Here is a 14,781-nt window from a genome sequence, read left to right as displayed (position 1 = left end):
CATGCAAAGCGGCGCACAATGGCTTCCAACCCTTGGCGCAGGCGCATCCTGAATCAGCCACGGTGGAGTGAACATGCGAGGGATGAAGCGCCGCGGCGGGGCTACGCAAGGAGCCATGTCATGACCCGCTTCATCGATGTTCACAGCCTGGTCCGCCTGGTCGACGAGACCGGCGTCCCGCAGTTCCTGACCGCGCTGGCCGACGCGCTGCGCGACGACTTCATGCGGTGGCGGGAGTTCGACAAGAAGGCGCGCGTGGCCAGCCATTCGCACCTCGGCGTGATCGAGCTGATGCCGGTGGCCGACGACGGCGCGTACGCCTTCAAGTACGTCAACGGACATCCGCACAACACCGCGGTCGGGCTGCCGACCGTCATGGCCTTCGGTGTGCTGGCCGAGGTCGACACGGGCTACCCCGTGCTGCTTTCCGAACTCACGCTCACCACCGCGCTGCGCACGGCCGCCACCTCGGCGATGGCCGCGAAGGCGCTGGCGCGGCCCGATTCGCGCAGCCTCGCGCTGATCGGCAACGGCTCGCAGAGCGAGTTCCAGGCGCTGGCCTTCCATGCGCTGCTGGGCATCGAGGAAGTGCGCGTGTACGACATCGATCCGCACGCCACCGACAAGCTGGTGCGCCACCTGTCGGCCTGCACGCCGCTGGAGATCGTGCGCGCCCGCTCGGTGGCCGAGGCGGTGCGCGGCGCGGACATCGTCACCACCGTCACCGCCTACCAGGGGCGTGCGACGGTGCTCACACCCGACATGATCGAGCCGGGCATGCACATCAACGCGGTGGGCGGCGATTCGCCCGGCAAGACCGAGCTGCATCCCGGTGTGCTCGACAAGGCGCGCGTGTTCGTCGAGTACGAGCCGCAGACCCGCGTCGAGGGCGAGATCCAGCAGGTGGCCGCCGACTTCCCGGTGAGCGAACTCTGGCGCGTGCTGCTGGGCGAAGTGCCCGGGCGAGAGAGCCCCGCGCAGGTCACGCTGTTCGACTCGGTGGGCTTCGCGCTGGAGGACTACACGGCGCTGCGCTACATCCAGCGCATCGCCACGGAGCGCGGCATCGGCCGGCAGATCGCGCTGGTGCCCGAGCTCGACGACCCGAAGGACCTGTTCGGGCTCACGGCCTCCGGCAGGCGCCGGGCGGTGCTGCGGCGTGCGGCATGATGGGCGGCTTCGCCACTGCCGCCTTCCGTCTTCATGCTCACCATCTACAACGACCGGCACGCTCTCCACCAGGGCAAAGTCGAGATGTTCCGCGGCGAGCTCGTGCCGTGCTTCGAGGTGCCTGCCCGCGTCGACCATGTGAGGCATGAGCTGGAGCGCAGGCGCATCGGTGCGCTGCAGGCGCCCGACGCCTTCGACGAAGCGCTGCTCGCGAAGGTGCATGCGCCGCGCTACCTGGATTTCATCGCCCATGCGTGGGACGAGTGGGTGGCGCTGGACCCGTCCAACGCGACGCGCGATGCGCTGCCCTCGTACTGGCCCACGCGCGGCATGCGCAGCGACGTGCTGCCGAAGAGCTTTCCCGCGCGCCTGGGGTTCTTCTCCTTCGATGCGGGCACGCCGTTGATGGCCGGCAGCTGGGCGGCGGCGCGACACGGCGCGGCCTGCGCCTGGACCGCGGCCCAGCGCGTCGTAGGCGGCGAGCGCGCTTCCTTCGCGCTGACGCGCCCGCCGGGCCACCACGCGGGCGCCGATTTCTTCGGCGGCTACTGCTTCCTCAACAACGCCGCCGTGGCGGCGCAGGCGCTGCGCGACGCGGGTGTCGAACGCGTCGCGGTGCTCGACGTCGACTACCACCACGGCAACGGCACCCAGGCCATCTTCTACGAGCGCGACGACGTGCATTTCGCAAGCCTGCACGGCGATCCGCTGACCGACTACCCCTACTACCTCGGCCATGCCGACGAGCGCGGCGCCGGACGCGGCGAGGGCTTCAACCACAACCTGCCGCTGCCCCGCGGCACCGACTTCGCCGCATGGCGAGCCGCACTGAAGACCGCGCTGGCCCGCATCGCCGAAGTGAAGGCCGGTGCGCTGGTGGTCTCGCTGGGCGTCGACACCTTCGAGGGCGACCCGATCTCCGGCTTCAGGCTCAGGAGCGACGACTACCTGCGCATGGGTGAAGACCTTGCGCGGGCCGGATTGCCGACGGTGTTCGTCTTCGAGGGCGGCTATGCAGTGGCGGAGGTGGGCGTCAACGCGGTGAACGTGATCGAAGGGTTCGCGCAGGCCGGCAGCTGACGCACAGGCGACTCGGACGCCGGAATTCGCCCTGTTTTCCCACGGAAATCAGGGCAGCCCCGATTGCCTTCGCCGATGCGGCGGGGCCCAATCGGCGCTTTTCTCTCGTCAGGATCCAGTCAGCCATGCTCCGCCGCTCCACCTTTCTCCGTACCGCCGCCGCCATCGCCGCAGCCGGCGGCCTCGCCCTTCCGATGGCAGCGCTCGCGCAGGCCTTTCCCGCCAAGCCCGTCAAGCTGGTGATCGCCTTCCCGGCGGGCGGCCCGACCGACATCACCATGCGCCAGCTCGCGGAGAACGCGAGCAAGATCCTCGGCCAGCCGGTCATCATCGACAACAAGCCCGGCGCCGGCGGCACGCTGCCCGCGCAGGCGCTGCAGACCGCGCAGCCCGACGGCTACACCGTCGCGCAGATCCCGCTGGGCGTGTTCCGCCTGGGCTACACGACCAAGATCAACTGGGATCCGCTCAAGGACATCACCTACGTCATCAACGTCACCGGCTACGCCTTCGGCATCGTCGTGCCGGCCGACAGCCCGTTCAAGACCTGGGCCGACTTCGTCGCCTACGCCAAGGCCAACCCCGGCAAGCTGACCTACGGCTCCACGGGCACGCTGACCAGCCCTCACCTGACCACGGAGATCGTCGCGCAGAAGGCCGGCATCCAGCTGCAGCACGTGCCCTACAAGGGCAGCGCCGACCTCATGCTCGCGGTGGTCAGCGGCCAGCTGATGGCCGCGGCCGACAGCACCGGCTTCGCACCGCAGGTCGAGGCCGGCAAGCTGCGCGTGCTCAACACCTGGGGCGAGAAGCGCCTGGCCAAGTTCCCCGACGCCCCCACGCTGAAGGAACTGGGCTACGACGTGGTGCAGAACTCGCCCTTCGGCATCGGCGCACCCAAGGGCACGCCGCCCGAGGTGGTGAAGAAGCTGCACGACGCCTTCAAGCAGGCGATGGAAGAACCCAGCTACGTGGCCGCGCTGGGCCGCTACGACATGCTGCCGAACTACATGAGCTCGGCGACCTACACCAGGTTCGCGCAGGACACCGTGGTGAAGGAGAAGGCGATCATCGAGAAGCTGGGGTTGGCGAAGGAAAAGTGAGCCGACCTTAGGTGTCACCCCCTCAGGATGGATGCGAGCGCTATGTTGATGTAGTAGTTGCTCCGTCCCATCCTGTGTTTCTGGACGAAGCCGCCTTCGACCAGTGTCTCGAGATACTTGGTTGCGGTGAGACGCGAGACCTGCAGGTCCTGCTGCACGAATTCGATTTTCGTGTAAGGGTGCATGAAGAGGTTGTTGATCAGGTCCTGGCTGTAGAACTTGTACTTCTCGCGAATGCGGTGCTTGTAGTCGAACAACGCCGACTTGATCGCATTGATCGTCTCGATGGTCTGGCTGGCGGTCTGCTCCACCGCCTCGAGCAGGTACAGCACCCACTCTTCCCATGCGTCCTGGTCCCGCACTGCCTGCAGTAGTCGGTAATAGTCGGCTTTCGTCCGCACTATGTGACTGCTCAGGTAGAGCACCGGAATATCGAGCAGCCGTTCCTTCACCAGGTAGAGCACATTGAGAATTCGACCGGTACGGCCGTTGCCGTCGTAGAACGGGTGAATGCTCTCGAATTGATGATGGATCAGCGCCATCTTGATCAAGGGATCGGCGGCGAACGAATCTGTCTCGTTGACGAAGCGCTCCAATGCGCGCATCAGCGCCTCGATCTCGCCCGGATCCTGCGGCGGCGTGTAGACGATGCGGCCAGCCGCGTCCTTCAGGGCGGTCCCTGGCAGCTTGCGAAAGCCCGCGTTGTTGCGTTCGAGCTCGGACTGGATCCGGATGATGTGGTTCGACGTGATCAATCCGCTCTCGCGGACTTGCTCGAAGCCCACACGCAAGGCCTGCCGGTAGCGCAGCACTTCCTTGGCTGAGGGATTCGCGAAGGCCTCCGGCAAGACATCGTCCTTGAACAACTCGTCGTGTGTCGTGACGATGTTCTCGATTTCCGAGCTGTCCTTGGCTTCCTGGAGGGCCAGCGTGTTGATCAATATTCCCTGATTGGGTATTGCGGCAGCAATTCCCTTGAGTTCAGCCAACCTGCGGCTGGCGCTGGCGAGCTTCTTCAGTATTGCGGGGGTGTCGAACCGCGTGGGGTTCAGTTGGTCGAGCGACGCAAGGATATGCATGGAAATCAAGGGTTTCCATACATGTTAGGCCCGACATGTATAGAAATCCTAAATTTCTATACATGAAGGCAGACTCAAGTCCGCAAAAACCAGAAAACTGCACAGATCATCGATGCGGATGGATTGCAAACAGCTCGTCCACCAGCCGGCCCGCCAGCTCCGGCTGCACCCCGTCCCCGCCGAACACCAGCCGGAACACGATCGGCGCGATCAGGTGGTCGATCACCTGCTGCGGCTCCGGCGCGGGCTCGCCGCGGGCGTGGGCCTGCTCGACCAGGGTGAGCGCTTCCCTGCGGCGATTGCGCAGGCAGTCGGTGTCGGAGTTGCCGTTGGCCAGCGCGGCCGCGGCTTTCAGCAGCGAGGTATTGCACGGCCTGGACAGGTGCTCGATGAGTTCGCGCGCCCAGGCTTCGAGGTCGGCGCGCAGGGTGCCGGTGTCCGGCAGCGGGCGGTTGGGATCGAGCCGGTGGGTGGCGGTTTCGGCCAGCAGGCCCTGCAGGTCGCCCCAGCGGCGGTAGATGCTCGATGCGCTGACGCCCGCCCGCTCGGCCACGGCCGGCACCGTGACGCGCTCCCGTCCCTGTTCGGCCACGAGTTCCTCGAGGGCGGTGCGCACGAGCGCCTGCACCTGGGCGCTGCGGCCGCCGGGGCGCTTGTTGGGGAGGGCGGTGTCGGTCATGGCGATGGACTTTAACGCAAAGATATTTGCTTTAGTGGATTCACAGTTCTAGAATCACAAAAGCAAAAAAAGTTGCGTTAAGGATTCGCCATGCCGTCCTCCTGCCCCGAACTCGCCTCCGCCACCGCCGAGATCGCTGCCCGCTCCAGGCCCTGGCGCCTGCCGCAGCGCGCCGCCTTCGCGCTGCTGGCGACGGTGCTGTTCGCCTTCTTCTTCGCGGCGGCGGCGCCTTCGCCTCTCTTCGTGGTGTTCCAGCATGCCTGGCACTTCTCGTCCTCGCTGCTCACGGTGGCTTTCGCGGTCTACGCGATCGCGCTGCTGGTCTCGCTGCTGGTGGCGGGGTCGCTGTCGGACCACATCGGGCGGCGACCCGTCGTGCTGGCGGCGCTGGTGCTGCAGGCGGTGGCGATGGGGCTCTTCCTGCTCGCGAACGGCATCGGCGGGCTGATCGTCGCGCGCGTGGTGCAGGGCATCGCCACGGGTGTGGCGAGTGGCGCGCTGAGCGCGGCGGTGGTCGAGGCCGCGCCGGCTTCGCGCAAGCGGCTGGGGGCGATGATCACGAGCGTGTCGCCGCTTGCCGGCCTTGCCGCCGGTGCGTTGCTCACGGGCGTGGCGGTGAAGTTCTCGGTGCAGCCGGTGATGCTGGTGTTCGGCGTGCTGGCCGCCGTGTTCGCACTCGGGGCGGCAGTGGTGCTGTGGATGCCAGAGACGGTCACGCCGCGCGCCGGCGCGCTGGCCTCGCTGGTGCCGCGCGTGTCCATTCCCGCCAAGGCGCGCGCCGAGTTCGCGCGCGGGCTGCCGGTGTTCGTCGTGGTTTGGGCACTCGGCGGGCTGTACCTGTCGCTGGCGCCTTCGCTGATGCTGCACGTGTTCGGCATCGACAACGGCGTGGTCAACGGCCTGACCGTGGCAGTGCTCTCGGGCACGGGAGCGATCGCGCCGACGCTGCTGGGCCGCCTCGCGGCACCGCGCCCGGCCATCGCCGGCATGGCCAGCATCGCGCTCGGGCTGCTGCTGCTGCTGGCTTCGCTCGCCACGCGCTCGCTCGCGCTCTTCTTCGTCGGCACGGCGGTGGCGGGCGTCGGCTTCGGCGGGGCCTTCTCGGCGCTGGTGCAGACGCTGGCGCCCATGGCGCAATCGCACGAGCGCGGCGAGCTGTTCGCGGCGATCTTCGTGGTGAGCTACCTCGCGTTCAGCCTGCCTGCGATGCTTGCGGGCTTCCTGGTCGCGCCGCTGGGCTTGCTGAACACCACCGAAGGCTATGCAGCGGTGCTGCTGCTGATCGCGGCCTTCGGCACCTGGAGCCAATGGGCCTTGCTGCGCCGGATGCGGCGCGAGCTGCCTTTGCGCGGGTGAGCGAAGGGAGTTGCTCGGGTCAGGCCTTCCATGCCCTGGTTCCAGCCGTCTCGGCTCCCGCGGCGTGACGGATATCGGCAGCTACCTGTGGGCCGGCTTCCGACTCGAAGCGATAATCACCCACGACGAGGGCGCCACCGGCATCTCCAGCCTCAGTTGACCCCCTACCGCGAGCCCGGCCTCAGCGTGCCGACAGAACCGCGCGCGCCGCCTCGGCGAAGCCGGTCCCGCGTTCGCCCTGCGTCACGTAGCGCGGCAGATGCTCGAGCTGCGGCACGAAGCGCGCGACGTTCGCCACGCCGATGCTGTGCGCGAAGGTACGGAACATCAGCTGGTCGTTGGTGGAGTCGCCCACGTAGGCCCAGCGGTCCATCTCGTCGTCGAGCCGGCGGCCCCACAGCTCGCGCACGATCCAGCGCGCGCCCTCGAGCTTGTCGTTGTCGCCGTACCAGCCGTTGACGTGGATGCTGCTGACGGTGGCGTGCATGCCCTCGCCGCGCATCAGCGCAACCACCTGCGCGATGGTGTCTTCGCTCAATTGCACGAACTCGCTGTGGTCGATGGCGATGTCGGTCTCGCGCCCCGGCGAGTCGGTGGCGCGGCCCACGCCCGGCAGCTCGCGCTCGATGCGCTCCAGCACCGACTGCATGCGCGCGAAGTTGGCCGCGCGCGTGGGCTCGTCCTGCTGGTAGCGTTTCTCGACCTTGCCATCGGCAGACGGCAGCAGCGCCACTGCGCCGTTCTCTGCCACGATGGCATCGACAGGCCAGGTGTTGACGAAAGGAAGGCTCCAGCCCATCGGTCGGCCCGTGATCGCCACCACCGAGAGGCCCGCCGCCTTGAGATCGCCCAGCGCCTGCAATGCATCTGGCGTGATCGCGCCCTCGTGCGTGAGCGTGTCGTCGATGTCGGTGAACACACCGATGAGCCCGGCGCGCGCAGTCTCGGGCCAGTCGGCCAGCGGCAGCAGATGATGGGGCGAGGAGGGCAGGGAAGGCGGCTGCGAAGGCATGGCGGAAAGAATGCGAAAAGGAGCGGCGATCGTACCGGCGCTTTCGTGTAGCATCCCGCCCCCGCCGTGCCATGGAGGCCGGTGCGGCGCCCTCCATGCCCCACATCCTCGTCGACGACCTCCGCAAGACCTACCGCATCTCCGAACGCGACCCTGGCGTGATCGGTGCGCTGCGCGGCCTCGTGCAGCGCCGCCATCGCACGGTGGAGGCGCTGTCGGGCGTGTCGTTCGCGCTGGAGCGAGGCGAGCTGCTGGGCTTCATCGGGCCGAATGGCGCGGGCAAGTCGACCACCATCAAGATCCTCTCGGGCATCCTGCGGCCCGACGGCGGGCGCGTGGAGATCGACGGGCGCGACCCCTTCGCCGACCGCGAGCGCCACGTGGCGCGCATCGGCGTGGTCTTCGGCCAGCGCACGCAGCTGTGGTGGGACCTGCCCGTGGGCGACGGCTTCGACCTGCTGCGCGACATCTACCGCGTGGAGCCCGCGCGCTACCGCCGCACGCGCGACGAACTGGTGGCGCTGCTGAACCTGGAGCGCGTGCTCGCGCAGCCGGTGCGGCAGCTCTCGCTGGGCCAGCGCATGCGCGCGGAGATCGCGGCGGCGCTGCTGCATGAGCCCGACATCCTCTTTCTCGACGAGCCCACCATCGGCCTCGACGCGCCCTCGAAGCTCGCAGTGCGCGACTTCGTGCGCCGTGCCAACCGCGAGCGCGGCACCACGGTGCTGCTGACCACGCACGACATGCACGACATCGAGGCGCTGGCCCGCCGCGTGATCATCATCGGCCACGGCCGCGTGCTGGCCGACAGTCCGGTCGAGGCGCTGCGCGCGCAGGTGATGGCCGAGCGCCGCCTCGTCGTCGATTTCGCGCAGGGTGCCGAACTGCCTGTGGAAGTGGCCGGCGCCAGGGTGCATTCGCGCGACGGCCAGACGCTGGTGCTCGACTTCGATCCATCGCAGACCGCGGCGCCAGCGCTCATAGCGCGCATCGCCGCCGCGCACCCGGTGGAGGACATCCGCCTCGAAGGGCTGGCGATCGAAGCCGTCATCGCGCGCTTCTACGCCATGCACGGGGCGGCAGAGGCATGACGGCGGCCAGCCCGCGCGATCTTGCGCGCCCGTACCTCGCGGCCTTCGCATCGCGTTTCCTGCAGATGCTGCAGTACCGCACCGCCGCGCTCGCCGGCTTCGCCACGCAGTGCTGGTGGGGCGGCATCAAGGTGATGGTGTTCGCGGCCTTCTACGGCCATGCGGCCACGACGGGAGCCAGCACGTCGATGTCGCTCGCCCAGGCCATCACCTACACCTGGCTCGCCCAGGGGCTGCTCGTGCTGCTGCCCTGGCTGGGCGATCCGGAAGTGGCGCAGGCCGTTCGCACCGGCGCAGTCGCCTACGATCGGCTGCGGCCCGTCGACGCCTACGCGCTGTGGTTCGCGCGCAGCGCCGGCTGGATCGCCGCGCGCGTGCTGCCGCGCGTGGCGCTGATGGCGGCCTTCGCGATGGTCGCGCTGCCGCTGCTCGGCCTGGGCGAGTGGGCATGGCAGCTCCCGGCGGGCGTGGCGGCGGGGCTCGCGTTCGTGCTGTCGGCCGTGCTGGCGCTGCTGCTGTCGACGTCGATGGTGATGTTGCTGAACGTGGCGGCCACCGCCGCGCTCAACGAACGCGGCATCAGTGCGGTCGCCACGCCGGTGGTCATCGTGTTCTCGGGCAACCTGCTGCCGCTCGCGATGCTGCCCGACGGCTGGCAGACCGCGCTGCTGCTGCAGCCCCTGGCCGGGCTGATGGACATTCCGGCGCGGCTGTACTTCGGGCAGCTGCAGGGCTGGCAGGCCATCGGCGGGCTAGGGCTGCAGGTCTTCTGGATCGCGGTGCTCGTGGCGCTGGGACACATGGCGATGAGCCGTACCATGCGCGGCCTGCAGGTGCAGGGCGGATGAAGGTGGTGAGGGCGATGGGATCGATTCCGCTCTTCTTCCGGCTGGTGGGCGCTTCCCTCGGCGGCCAGGCGCGCTACCCGGCCTCGGCGCTGATGCTGACCGTCGGCCAGTTCCTCGGCACTGGTATCGAGGTGATCGCCGTATGGGCGCTGTTCCACCGCTTCGGCGACGTGCAGGGCTGGCGCATCGGCGAGGTGGCCCTGTTCTACGGCCTGGTGAACTGCATGTTCGCGCTGGCCGATGCGCTGGGCCGCGGCTTCGACCTGCTCGGCACCGAGTTTTTGCGCACCGGCGCCTTCGACCGCCTGCTGCTGCGCCCGCGTCCGCTCGCGCTGCAGCTGATGGGCAACGACTTCCGCATCAGCCGACTGGGCCGGCTGCTGCAGGGGCTGGCGATGGTGGCTTTCGCGACGCAGCAGACGGGCATCGCGTGGACGCCGGGCGCCATCGCCATCGCGCTGCTTGCCATCGCGGGCGGCGTGGCGCTGTTCCTCGGCATCCTGGTGCTGCAGGGCACCCTGGCCTTCTGGACCGTCGAGAGCCTCGAGATCGCGAACGTGCTGACCTACGGGGGCGTGCAGGCCGCGCAGTACCCGCTGGCGCTCTATGCGCGCTGGTTCCGGCGCGTGCTGACCTTCATCGTGCCGCTGGCCTGCGTGGCGTACTACCCCGTGCTGGCGATCCTGGGGAAGACCGATCCGCTGGGGGCGCCGGCGTGGGCGGGGCTGGTGTCGCCGCTCGTGGGGTTCGTGTTCCTGGCGGCGGCGTTCGGGGTGTGGCGCTTCGGGTTGCGCCGCTATGCGTCGACGGGGAGCTGAGGAGCTTCAGCCGATCAGGAAGCGCACGCGGTAGCGCAGGGTGCGGGTCCGCTTTGCTCCGGCCAGTTCCTCGAAGTCGCTTTCTGGGCTGCCGGAAGCCGATGCCGCGGCGCCTCCGGCGTACGCCCAGGTGTGGTCGCCATAGGCACCCGAGTTGTCCGCCTGCGAACCGAGTTCTTCCACCTGTGCGATTGCACCCAGCGTGACGCCCGCTTCCTTCGCAAGGATCAGCGCCTTGCCGCGCGCATGCCGGATGGCGGCCATCCGTGCCTCGGCTTCCGCGCCTTCCTGTGCTTCGAAGCGGGGCTGCTGCATGTCGACGCCCATGGTGTAGCGGGAGTTCGTGAACAGCGGTTCGAGGGCGTCGAGTGCCTGATAGAGACGACGCGTCTCCTTGCAGGCGATCAGCACGCGGTGCGCCACTTCCTGGCCCACGCTGCGCTTGAGATACCAAGGCTGCCAGGCGTCGCGCCCGCCTTCCGTGATCTCGTCGGACGTGAGGCCGGCCTCTTTCAGCGTCCGGATCGTGTCATTGCGAAGGCTCGTCGCTTCGGCCAACGCCACCTCGGTCTTCGAGGCCTTGACTGTGATCGTCAATGTGGCTCGCTGCTCGGTGACCCGTTCGATCAAATCACCGAGCCCTGCGACCTGGATAAAGGTTTCCATGACGGCTCTCTAGCCCGCGCTCTGCAGCGCCAGCCCCGCATGCTCGCGCAGCGGATGGAAGTGGATCTTCGGAAACCGCTCCTGCGCCAGCCGCACGTCGTAGGGCGATGTGCACAGGAAGGCCAGCGTGTCTGCCGCGTCCTTGGCCATGCGCTGCGGGTAGGCATTGACGAACTCGCGCAGCTCGGCCGGCGTATCGGCCGTGATCCAGCGCGCGCCGGTGTACTGGCAGCCTTCGAGCCGCACGTCGGCGTCGTACTCGGCCTTCAGGCGGTGCTGCACCACTTCGAACTGCAGCTGGCCGACCGCGCCCAGCAGCATCGGGCCGCCGATCTCGGGGCGGAACACCTGGATCGCGCCTTCCTCGCCGAGCTGGGCCAGGCCCTGCTGCAGCTGCTTGGTGCGCAGCGGGTTCTTCAGGATCACGGTCATGAAGAGCTCGGGCGCGAAGAAGGGCAGGCCGGTGAACTGCAGGCTGGCGCCATCGGTGATGGTGTCGCCCAGCTGCACGCCGCCGTGGGTGGTGAAGCCCACGATGTCACCCGCGTAGGCCTCTTCCACAGCCTCGCGGCGCTGGCTCATGAAGGTCACGACGCTGGTGGGGCGCAGTTCCTTGGCGGTGCGCTGCACCTTCAGCTTCATGCCCGGCGTGTACTTGCCCGAGGCCATGCGCACGAAGGCGATGCGGTCGCGGTGGTTGGCGTCCATGTTGGCCTGCACCTTGAAGACCACGCCCGCGAAGTCCTTGTCCTCGGGCTGGATCTCCTTGGTCACCGGCTGGCGGTTGACCAGCGTGGTGCTGATGCGCGAGCGCGGCGAGGGCGCCAGGTCGACCAGCGCGTCGAGCACCTCCATCACGCCGAAGTTGTTCACGCCGGAGCCGAAGAACACGGGGGTCTGCTTGCCGGCCAGGAAGGCCTCGCGGTCCCAGGCGGGCGAGGCGCCGGTGGCGAGCTCCATGCTCTCCATGGCGGTCTCGAAGTCGGCGCCGAAGCGCTTGACCAGCGTGTCGCGCTCGGCAAGCGGGATGGTCTCGAAGTCCTGCGGCAGGCGCTCGCTGCCCGACTCGAACACCGTCATCGCCTGCGTGCGCAGGTTCATGATCCCGCGGAAGCTCTTGCCCTGGCCCACGGGCCAGGTCATGGGCACGCACGGCATGCCCAGCTCGCGCTCCACCTCGTCGAGGATGTCCAGCGGCTCGCGCACTTCGCGGTCCATCTTGTTGACGAAGGTGATGATGGGCGTGTCGCGCTGGCGGCAAACCTCGATCAGCCGCCGCGTCTGCGCTTCCACGCCGTTGGCCGCGTCGATCACCATCAGCGCCGAGTCGACGGCGGTGAGCACGCGGTAGGTGTCTTCCGAGAAGTCCTTGTGGCCGGGCGTGTCGAGCAGGTTGATGACGTGGTCGCGGTAGACCATCTGCATCACCGACGAGGCCACGGAAATGCCGCGCTGCTTCTCGATCTCCATCCAGTCGGATGTGGCATGGCGCGAGGCCTTGCGCGCCTTCACCGAGCCGGCGATCTGGATCGCGCCGGAGAAAAGCAGCAGCTTTTCGGTCAGCGTGGTCTTGCCGGCGTCAGGGTGGGAAATGATCGCGAAGGTGCGGCGGCGGCGGGTTTCGGCTACGAAAGACAAGGTGGGCAATCTGCGGGGGGAATCCGCGATTTTAAAAGGCTGGCGGCTTGCGGCCCCTCCGCCCCCGTGCCAGGGGCGCTTCAGCTCCCCAGCGCCTCGCCCATCCCATACGCCCGCATCTGTGCCTCGAACCGCGCCACGTCCTGGCTCAGCACCACGAGGTCGTGCGCCAGCCCCTGGCGATCCTTCACGTGCTTGTTCAGGAGCGCCTCGGGCTTGAAGCCCAGGGCCTGGAAGACGGCGATGGCACCGCGCTGGTCGACGGTCATGCGGGCGACGAGCTTTTCGGCCCCGCGCTCGATGGCCAGCGCGCAGGCTTCGCGCGCGAGCTTGTGGCCCAGGCCGCTGCCTCGCAGCTCGGGCGCGGCGAGCACGCGCAGCTCGGCGACGTGGCTCGACCAGGAGTGCGGATCGCGGATCACCGCCGCGCAGCCGAGCACGGTTTTCTCGCGCACCGCGAGCACGCTGTCGATGTCGCCGCGCTCGATGGCGCGCACCCAGGCGTTCATCACCTTGGGCTGGGTGATGTCGCGCGGCAGAAAGAGCAGGTCGTGCGCCGGCAATGCCTGTGCGAAGGCGAGCACGGCATCGGCGTCTTCGGCGGCCATCAGGCGCAGGACGATGCTGCCCTCGCTGCTGGTCACGGTGCGCGGGTAGGTCCGCGAGAAGGAGTCGGTCACGGTGGTGATGCTCATGTCGATCGCACTCCAAGCCATTCGTCGAGTCTGGGCCACAGCCGGCGCACCGCGTTGGGCCCGGCGGCGAGGCTGACGTGGCCGCCCTTGAGCACCACTTCCTCCTTGTCTGTGGAGCCGATGCCGGCCACCAGCGGCTGCCCGGCCTCATACGGAACGATGTGGTCGTGCTGCGCGAGCGCATGCAGCACCGGCACCCGGATGTTCTTCAGCCGCACCTTCTGTCCGCCGATCACCAGCTCGCCCTTGTGCAGCTTGTTGCCCCACATGAGTTCCTTGACGGTCTGGCGGAAGTACTCGCCGGCCAGCGGCAGCATCTCGTTGCCCCAGCGGTCGAACATGCGGTACGACTTGACGAATTCGTCGTTGTCCATGTTGTCCCACAGCTGCACCATGCCCGCGCTTCGGCCGGCGGGGCGCAGCATGTCGAAGGAGGTGAAGAGCATCTCGGGCGGCACGTTGCCCACGGTGTCGACGAGGCGGTCGACGTCGAAGTAGCGGCGGTCCGACCACGCATGGAACAGCTTCATGCGGCTGAAGTCGACGGGCGTGGTGAAGAGTGCGAGGTTCTTCATCGGCCCGCTGGGGTGCAGCGCGGCATAGAGCGTGGAGAGCACGCCGCCCATGCAGTAGCCCACGAGCGTGACGTCTGCCTCGCCCGAGCGCTCCTGCACGCGGCGGATCGAGTCGGGGATGAAGTCGAGCACGTAGTCCTCGATGCGCAGGTACTTCTCCTGCGGGCGCGGCGCGTTCCAGTCCATCATGTAGACGTCGTAGCCGCGCAGGAGCAGGTGCTCGACCATGCTCTGGCCCGGCGCGAGGTCGAGGATGTAGCCGCGGTTGGTAGTCGCCATCACGATGAGCAGCGGCACTCGGTAGATCTCGTCGGCCATCGGCCGGTAGTGGTACAGGCTCAGCGTGCCGCGACGGTGGATCTCGTCCTTGGGCGTCTGCCCCACGGCGGGCGCGGCGGTGGTGAGGAAATCCAGGCCCTTGATGTTGCGCTGGATCGTGCGCTCGATCTCGGCGGCCATGTCGACCGCGATGTCGGGCAGGGCGAATGTGTTGTCTGCCCCGGCGGTCATGGCGAGCGCTTTCCTGCGGGCTTGCGTGTGCGGGCCGGCGCCTTCGGCACTGGCGGCGATGTCGGGGTCATGGAGGCCGCAGGCGGCTGCCGGGTACGGCGCGGTCCCGGCGCCGCCTTGGCCGATGCAGCGGCCGCAGAGGGGCCGGCTTCCACCGCACGGGCGATGCGCGCCAGGTGGTCGTCGATGCGCTGCAGCTGCTCGCCCAGCACCTGCAGGTCGGCGCGCGTGGGCAGGTTCAGCATCGCGAGGTAGCGCGCCATCAGGTCGCCCAGTGCCTTCTGCGCGGTGAACGAGGCGTTCATGCCGCCGTGCATGCCCTGTCGGAACGGGTCCGAGGCCATGGTCTCGTTGGCGAACTCGTTGGTGCTCTTCTCCCACTGGGCGGTGAGCTCGCGCCACATGGCCATCGGGTCGAGGGGGGAGAACTTGTTCGTCATGGCGGATGCTCCCTTCTTGTC

Annotated in this window: 15 protein-coding genes; 7 read left to right on the top strand and 8 right to left on the bottom strand. The window is 68.2% G+C overall.

The genetic code is table 11. The features are described 5' to 3' along the window. Positions 1-120: 120 nt before the first annotated feature. From ACTJLF_RS06065 to ACTJLF_RS06055, 3 genes are all read left to right on the top strand, one after another. On the top strand, positions 121-1,170 hold the full coding sequence (locus ACTJLF_RS06065) for an ornithine cyclodeaminase (RefSeq protein ID WP_440882679.1): 1,050 nt from the start codon (positions 121-123) through the stop codon (positions 1,168-1,170). Positions 1,171-1,203: 33 nt separating this feature from the next. Next, positions 1,204-2,250, top strand: coding sequence for a histone deacetylase family protein (locus tag ACTJLF_RS06060; protein WP_132753412.1), 1,047 nt, complete (start codon positions 1,204-1,206; stop codon positions 2,248-2,250). Between the two features lie 125 nt (positions 2,251-2,375). Continuing rightward, positions 2,376-3,353: a tripartite tricarboxylate transporter substrate binding protein gene (locus tag ACTJLF_RS06055; RefSeq protein WP_132753414.1), complete on the top strand. Its 978-nt coding sequence runs from the start codon at positions 2,376-2,378 to the stop codon at positions 3,351-3,353. A 14-nt stretch (positions 3,354-3,367) separates the two neighbouring features. On the opposite strand, the gene ACTJLF_RS06050 is transcribed toward ACTJLF_RS06055, so the two are convergent. Both ACTJLF_RS06050 and ACTJLF_RS06045 read right to left on the bottom strand, forming a co-directional pair. Beyond that, on the bottom strand, positions 3,368-4,432 hold the full coding sequence (locus ACTJLF_RS06050) for a Fic family protein (protein ID WP_132753416.1): 1,065 nt from the start codon (positions 4,430-4,432) through the stop codon (positions 3,368-3,370). A gap of 106 nt (positions 4,433-4,538) precedes the next feature. Further along, positions 4,539-5,111 (bottom strand): TetR/AcrR family transcriptional regulator, encoded by a 573-nt coding sequence (locus ACTJLF_RS06045; RefSeq protein ID WP_132753418.1) that lies wholly within the window; start codon positions 5,109-5,111, stop codon positions 4,539-4,541. A 90-nt stretch (positions 5,112-5,201) separates the two neighbouring features. Between ACTJLF_RS06045 and ACTJLF_RS06040 the strand changes: the two genes are divergently transcribed. Then, a complete protein-coding gene (locus ACTJLF_RS06040) occupies positions 5,202-6,467 on the top strand; it encodes an MFS transporter (protein ID WP_132753420.1) in 1,266 nt (421 codons plus the stop codon). A 181-nt stretch (positions 6,468-6,648) separates the two neighbouring features. On the opposite strand, the gene ACTJLF_RS06035 is transcribed toward ACTJLF_RS06040, so the two are convergent. Next, entirely contained in the window at positions 6,649-7,479 is an 831-nt protein-coding gene (locus ACTJLF_RS06035; RefSeq protein ID WP_132753422.1) for an HAD-IIB family hydrolase, read from the bottom strand. Positions 7,480-7,574: 95 nt separating this feature from the next. On the opposite strand from ACTJLF_RS06035, the gene ACTJLF_RS06030 reads away from it, so the two are divergent. The 3 genes from ACTJLF_RS06030 to ACTJLF_RS06020 are packed head-to-tail and all read left to right on the top strand — an operon-like array spanning position 7,575 to position 10,236. Next, positions 7,575-8,570, top strand: coding sequence for an ABC transporter ATP-binding protein (locus ACTJLF_RS06030; protein WP_126184789.1), 996 nt, complete (start codon positions 7,575-7,577; stop codon positions 8,568-8,570). Beyond that, positions 8,567-9,418 carry an ABC transporter permease gene (locus ACTJLF_RS06025; protein ID WP_132753424.1) on the top strand — a complete coding sequence of 284 codons (852 nt, stop codon included), beginning with the start codon at positions 8,567-8,569 and terminating at the stop codon, positions 9,416-9,418. Before ACTJLF_RS06030 ends, ACTJLF_RS06025 begins: the two co-directional genes overlap by 4 nt. 14 nt (positions 9,419-9,432) lie before the next feature. After that, positions 9,433-10,236: an ABC-2 family transporter protein gene (locus ACTJLF_RS06020; protein ID WP_132753426.1), complete on the top strand. Its 804-nt coding sequence runs from the start codon at positions 9,433-9,435 to the stop codon at positions 10,234-10,236. 6 nt (positions 10,237-10,242) lie between these two features. Here ACTJLF_RS06020 and ACTJLF_RS06015 read toward each other — a convergent pair whose 3' ends face one another. From ACTJLF_RS06015 to ACTJLF_RS05995, 5 genes are all read right to left on the bottom strand, one after another. Then, on the bottom strand, positions 10,243-10,902 hold the full coding sequence (locus ACTJLF_RS06015) for an SIMPL domain-containing protein (protein WP_126184786.1): 660 nt from the start codon (positions 10,900-10,902) through the stop codon (positions 10,243-10,245). A 9-nt stretch (positions 10,903-10,911) separates the two neighbouring features. After that, positions 10,912-12,540, bottom strand: a complete 1,629-nt coding sequence (locus tag ACTJLF_RS06010) for a peptide chain release factor 3 (protein ID WP_019656373.1) — start codon at positions 12,538-12,540, stop codon at positions 10,912-10,914. Between the two features lie 80 nt (positions 12,541-12,620). Beyond that, a complete protein-coding gene (locus tag ACTJLF_RS06005) occupies positions 12,621-13,235 on the bottom strand; it encodes a GNAT family N-acetyltransferase (protein WP_126184785.1) in 615 nt (204 codons plus the stop codon). Next, the gene (locus tag ACTJLF_RS06000) at positions 13,232-14,320 is read right to left on the bottom strand and encodes an alpha/beta fold hydrolase (RefSeq protein WP_440882678.1); all 1,089 of its coding nucleotides are present in this window, start codon (positions 14,318-14,320) and stop codon (positions 13,232-13,234) included. Before ACTJLF_RS06000 ends, ACTJLF_RS06005 begins: the two co-directional genes overlap by 4 nt. Continuing rightward, positions 14,317-14,760, bottom strand: a complete 444-nt coding sequence (locus tag ACTJLF_RS05995) for a hypothetical protein (RefSeq protein WP_440882677.1) — start codon at positions 14,758-14,760, stop codon at positions 14,317-14,319. Before ACTJLF_RS05995 ends, ACTJLF_RS06000 begins: the two co-directional genes overlap by 4 nt. Between the last annotated feature and the right edge of the window lie 21 nt (positions 14,761-14,781).

Source organism: Variovorax sp. 22077 (assembly GCF_052044195.1).
Taxonomy (GTDB): domain Bacteria; phylum Pseudomonadota; class Gammaproteobacteria; order Burkholderiales; family Burkholderiaceae_C; genus Variovorax; species Variovorax atrisoli.
The sequence above is the reverse complement of the archived record's forward strand: the minus strand, read 5'-3'. Positions and strand labels throughout refer to the sequence as shown.

What these genes read in the sequence shown, in the direction of transcription:
- ACTJLF_RS06015 (WP_126184786.1), bottom strand. Translation starts at nt 10,902, where the DNA reads ATGGAAACCTTTATCCAGGTCGCAGGGCTCGGTGATTTGATCGAACGG.
- ACTJLF_RS06030 (WP_126184789.1), top strand. Translation starts at nt 7,575, where the DNA reads ATGCCCCACATCCTCGTCGACGACCTCCGCAAGACCTACCGCATCTCC.
- ACTJLF_RS06005 (WP_126184785.1), bottom strand. Translation starts at nt 13,235, where the DNA reads ATGAGCATCACCACCGTGACCGACTCCTTCTCGCGGACCTACCCGCGC.
- ACTJLF_RS06025 (WP_132753424.1), top strand. Translation starts at nt 8,567, where the DNA reads ATGACGGCGGCCAGCCCGCGCGATCTTGCGCGCCCGTACCTCGCGGCC.
- ACTJLF_RS06000 (WP_440882678.1), bottom strand. Translation starts at nt 14,320, where the DNA reads ATGACCGCCGGGGCAGACAACACATTCGCCCTGCCCGACATCGCGGTC.
- ACTJLF_RS06040 (WP_132753420.1), top strand. Translation starts at nt 5,202, where the DNA reads ATGCCGTCCTCCTGCCCCGAACTCGCCTCCGCCACCGCCGAGATCGCT.
- ACTJLF_RS06060 (WP_132753412.1), top strand. Translation starts at nt 1,204, where the DNA reads ATGCTCACCATCTACAACGACCGGCACGCTCTCCACCAGGGCAAAGTC.
- ACTJLF_RS05995 (WP_440882677.1), bottom strand. Translation starts at nt 14,760, where the DNA reads ATGACGAACAAGTTCTCCCCCCTCGACCCGATGGCCATGTGGCGCGAG.
- ACTJLF_RS06020 (WP_132753426.1), top strand. Translation starts at nt 9,433, where the DNA reads ATGGGATCGATTCCGCTCTTCTTCCGGCTGGTGGGCGCTTCCCTCGGC.
- ACTJLF_RS06045 (WP_132753418.1), bottom strand. Translation starts at nt 5,111, where the DNA reads ATGACCGACACCGCCCTCCCCAACAAGCGCCCCGGCGGCCGCAGCGCC.
- ACTJLF_RS06055 (WP_132753414.1), top strand. Translation starts at nt 2,376, where the DNA reads ATGCTCCGCCGCTCCACCTTTCTCCGTACCGCCGCCGCCATCGCCGCA.
- ACTJLF_RS06035 (WP_132753422.1), bottom strand. Translation starts at nt 7,479, where the DNA reads ATGCCTTCGCAGCCGCCTTCCCTGCCCTCCTCGCCCCATCATCTGCTG.
- ACTJLF_RS06050 (WP_132753416.1), bottom strand. Translation starts at nt 4,432, where the DNA reads ATGCATATCCTTGCGTCGCTCGACCAACTGAACCCCACGCGGTTCGAC.
- ACTJLF_RS06065 (WP_440882679.1), top strand. Translation starts at nt 121, where the DNA reads ATGACCCGCTTCATCGATGTTCACAGCCTGGTCCGCCTGGTCGACGAG.